The organism is Arthrobacter sp. H41, from assembly GCF_000520535.1.
Classification (GTDB): domain Bacteria; phylum Actinomycetota; class Actinomycetes; order Actinomycetales; family Micrococcaceae; genus Arthrobacter_D.
Genome location: NZ_KI914837.1, coordinates 24,853 through 28,822, shown reverse-complemented (window position 1 = coordinate 28,822; position 3,970 = coordinate 24,853). Strand labels below are relative to the sequence as shown.

General features: G+C 67.3%; 2 protein-coding genes and 1 pseudogene. All 3 read right to left on the bottom strand.

Annotated elements, in window-relative coordinates; genetic code table 11:
• A pseudogene (locus tag Y705_RS22515) lies at window positions 1–358 on the bottom strand (hypothetical protein); the annotation flags it as partial.
• A 140-nt stretch (window positions 359–498) separates the two neighbouring features.
• On the bottom strand, window positions 499–2,244 hold the full coding sequence (locus Y705_RS0115360) for an LpqB family beta-propeller domain-containing protein (protein ID WP_026533493.1): 1,746 nt from the start codon (window positions 2,242–2,244) through the stop codon (window positions 499–501).
• Window positions 2,231–3,970: MtrAB system histidine kinase MtrB (mtrB, locus tag Y705_RS20570; protein ID WP_081738110.1), on the bottom strand; the 1,740-nt coding region annotated here is incomplete at its 5' end. The genes mtrB and Y705_RS0115360, both read right to left, overlap by 14 nt.

The window sequence follows — 3,970 nt, the reverse complement described above, 5'->3', positions numbered from 1 at the left end:
CCGCCGCTATGACCGGCAGGGGAACGAAGCCCTGGAGTCCGCTCCGGACGGGATCCGGCTGCCGACCAGCACGCCGGAACTCGAGGTATCCGGGCAGGGACTCCGCGCCGGCTTCGGCTCGGAACGGCCGAACGGTGGCTCGCCGGAACTCCTCGAGGCAGGCGCTGCACAGGGAGTGGTCCCAGGCACCGCATCGAACGCACGCCGTGGGAAAGATCAGCGACCAGAAGCTCCCTGCCGCCCCGGCGAACAACTGCCAGGCCGGCATCAGCACAAGCCGGTCCGCTGCTTTGAGGATTCCTGCCTTGAGGATTCCTGCCTTGAGGACTCCTGCCTTGAGCACCGCCGCCGGAACCATGGCTCAAGGATCGCAGGCCAATCGAATAGTCCGGAAGAAGGCGGTTCGTCCATGTGGACAAGCACATCTCCGCCAGCGCAGCGCTCGGATCGGCTGCGGCAAGCCCGGATGGGCTGAGGCGGAATCAGGCGTACGCCGCGTCAGCCGGGGAAGGCAGGATCCTGGACGTTCTGCGCGTCCTCGGTCCACGCGCTTCCCAGCCGCTGCAGCAGCAGGTCGCCGACCTGGGCGTAGAAGGCATCTTCGACGTTGCTGCCCGCACTGATGTTGACGACGCCGGTGAGTGGGTTCATCAGTTCACTCGACCCGCTGAGTTCGTGGATCACCGGAACGGACGTGGCTGCCGCGGAGGTGCCGGATGCAACGATCGTCGTGTCTCCGGCCCATTTGGCTGTGCCGATGTCCCCTTCAATCGTCAACGGTAACGGGGCATTGAAGGACTGCGGCACGAACTGGGCAGACCGTGTGATACCGGCAAGGAGCACCTCCGTCACTCCTGCCCGCTCGGTGACCAGGAGGGCACGGGCACCGTCCCGGGAGATCCTCAGCTCCCGTACGATGCGGTCGGCGAGCCACGGCGCCGAAACGACGACGGCGTTGGCGGTCGTCCCACCCGGAGGGACGGCGACGATCTCGCTTCCCTGGCCGGAGGCACCACCCGGGGCAGCCCGTGCCGTCCACACCCAGTTGCCCGGATCGAAGCTCGGCGCAGTCAACGCCGTTCCTTCGGCGGCAAGGCGCACTTCGCTGCCCGGGGCAGTAGCGAGCAGCCTGGTCCCGTCCCCGGACAGGAACGCATAGTTGCTGCCCGACACGGAGGTCGCCGGGTCTTTCGGGCTATAGGAAGCGACGGACGGGAAATTATCGATGGGCACCACTGCCCCGTTCCGGAGGGTCACGAGTTCGTTGGCGGATACCGCCACCTGCTCGTTGCCCACCGGAGGGTTGAGCACCGGCACCACGAGGTCCTCTTCGGGCTCGTCCAGCGGAATGGGCTGCCCGGCAGTCATCTCCACACTGGTGACGTCGTTCAAACCGACGAGATTCGTCTGCAGTTGCTGCTGCATCTGTTCCAGCCGGAGTTCGGTGGCGTCCTGTAGTACCTCCTCGGACAGTTCGACCGATGCCACGCCGGACCGGATCGGCACTGATTCGCGGGCGAGGGTCACTCCCTCGGGAAACGCGCTCGTGACGGAACCCTGGAGGTACGGGGCGGGGCCGGCGAGCATGGCCTGGACGATGCGCGCCGTCACTCCTGTCCGCCGGACGAACCAGCGGACATCCGGCACCCAGTACAGGTAGTTGCTGCTGTAGAAATACAGGGTGTGGGAGATCGTCAGGGCGCGCGCGTTGCTCTCGGTGATCAGAATGCCGTCAGGGATCTCGCTGATCCTCCACTGCCCGTTGATCCGGACCATCTCGGCGGTGATGGTTTCGCTTGAGGGCAGGAGCGTGTTGGTCCGTACGCCCTGCTCGTCGATGGTGCCGGTGGTCTCGAGCTGGATCAGGTAGGGGCCCTCCTCCTCGTCGCCCCGCTGGACGATTCGTGGATCCGCGCGGAAGATGACGATCCGGTCCTCCGGTTGCCAGGAGGCGGCAAGGTCGGGGGCCAAGTACTGCCGGGCCACGCTGTAACCATCCCCGGCGCCGGTACCCGCAGTGATGAAATCCTGCAGTATCCGTTCGGGGGCCGCGCCTTCGGAGGGACCCTCGGGCGAGAACTCCTGCGCGGAAATGCCTTCGTCCTCCACCGCTGCGGTTATGGTGCTCACCGGGCCGCTCCGTGGGATGGCCGAGCAGCCGGCGATCGAGAGCACGACGGCGAGCACCGCGGCGAGCACCATGGCCGACGCACCCTGCCGGGAGGGCCTGTCAGGAAAATTCATTGGTCTCCTCCTCAGGGACACTACGGCCTGCCGGAACCTCGATCGGAGCAGCCGACGGCTTCTCGCCCGACGGCGCCACGCCCGGGAGGGTCACGCCCGGGAGCGCTTCAACCGACGGGACCTCACCCGACGGGACCTCACCCGGAGGGATTCCCCCGCGCGGCGGCAGCGGCAATGGTGATACGTTCACTTCGCTCCCCTGGCGCCTGGGTAGGGTCAGCCGGAAACAGGAGCCGTCGCCCGGCGCCCCCCAGGCCTGGAGCCAGGCCCCGTGGAGCCGTGCATCCTCGACGGCGATGGAGAGCCCGAGGCCGCTACCACCGGTGGTCCGGGCCCGGGCAGGGTCGGCCCGCCAGAATCGATCGAACACCCGGGACGCCTCCGTCGGCGTCATCCCGATCCCGTGATCCCGAACTGCCACGGCAACGGCATCGGGCCCTGATGCTATGTGGATGTCGATCGGTTCCCCTTCACCGTGCTCGAGCGCGTTGACCAGGAGGTTCCGCAGGATGCGGTCGATCCTCCGCGAATCCACTTCCACCACGCAACTGGTTTCCGCGGACACGATCGTAATCACGGACCCGGAGGCGTCGGCGAGCGGCTCCGTTCCGGCGATCACATGCCGGACGATCTGGAAGATATCGGCCGGCTCCGGCTCGAGCACTGCCGCGCCGGCGTCGAACCGGGAAATCTCCAGCAGGTCCGCGAGCAGGGACTGGAACCGCTCCACCTGGTCGAACAGGATCTCGGCCGACCGCTTGTTGACCGGATCGAATTCGCGGCGCGCATCGAAAAGAACCTCGGCAGCCATCCGCACCGTCGTCAGGGGGGTCCGCAGCTCATGGGAGACGTCCGAGACGAAACGCTGCTGCATCTGGGACAGCTGGGCCAGCTGGGTGATCTGGTCCTGGAGGTTGGCGGCCATCCGGTTGAAGGAAGCACCGAGCCGCGCCACCTCGTCCTCGCCGCGCACGTCCATCCGCTCCTGCAGGTGGCCCGCTGCAAGCTTCTCCGACACGAAGGCCGCGTGGCTGACCGGACGCACCACGCTGCGGGTCACGAACCAGGCCACAGCACCGACGATTCCCAGCAGGACGGTGCCTGCAGCCCACAGCACCCGGTGAATGTCGTCGAGGGTTCCCTGCATGGAGGAGAGGTCGTAGTAGATGTACAGCGCATACTCGGTGCGGTCGGGCGGCAGCGTGACCTTCGTTCCGAACGCCACCCCCGGCGCATTCCGCCGACCCGACTGCTGTGATACCGGGATCTCGATGGGCGCCCAGTACTGGTCGTCGCCCGCAATGATGGCGTCGGTCATCTCCTGGGGGATGAGCGCCGAAGCGGCAGCGCCTTCGACGCTCGCGCGCGGCGGCACGAAGTAGCCCTGCTGGCCGGGTAGCGGCGTCAGGAGCCACTGACGGGGAGCGTCAGCACCGGTGCCGGTGAGTCCTGTCAACGTGTCGAGGGCGAGCCGGTCCGTGGTTTCCCTATCGGTCGCCGGGGTCTCACTGAACACCGTCTTGACGTCCGCCAGCGCGTTCGTCGATTCTTCCTGGAACTGCCCGAACCGCTCCACGTACAGGGCGCTGGCCACCCGGTTGGAAAGGAATCCCCCGACGACGGCGAACGCGACGGAGGTCAGCAGGATCGTCGCGACGACGGTACGGAACTGCAGCGACCTCCGCCAGCGGCGTGCGACGGAGGCGCCGCCGGTCCGGAACGGCTC

Bases quoted from the DNA above. Each gene is read 5' to 3' on its own strand.
- Y705_RS0115360 (WP_026533493.1), bottom strand. From the start codon at position 2,244: ATGAATTTTCCTGACAGGCCCTCCCGGCAGGGTGCGTCGGCCATGGTG.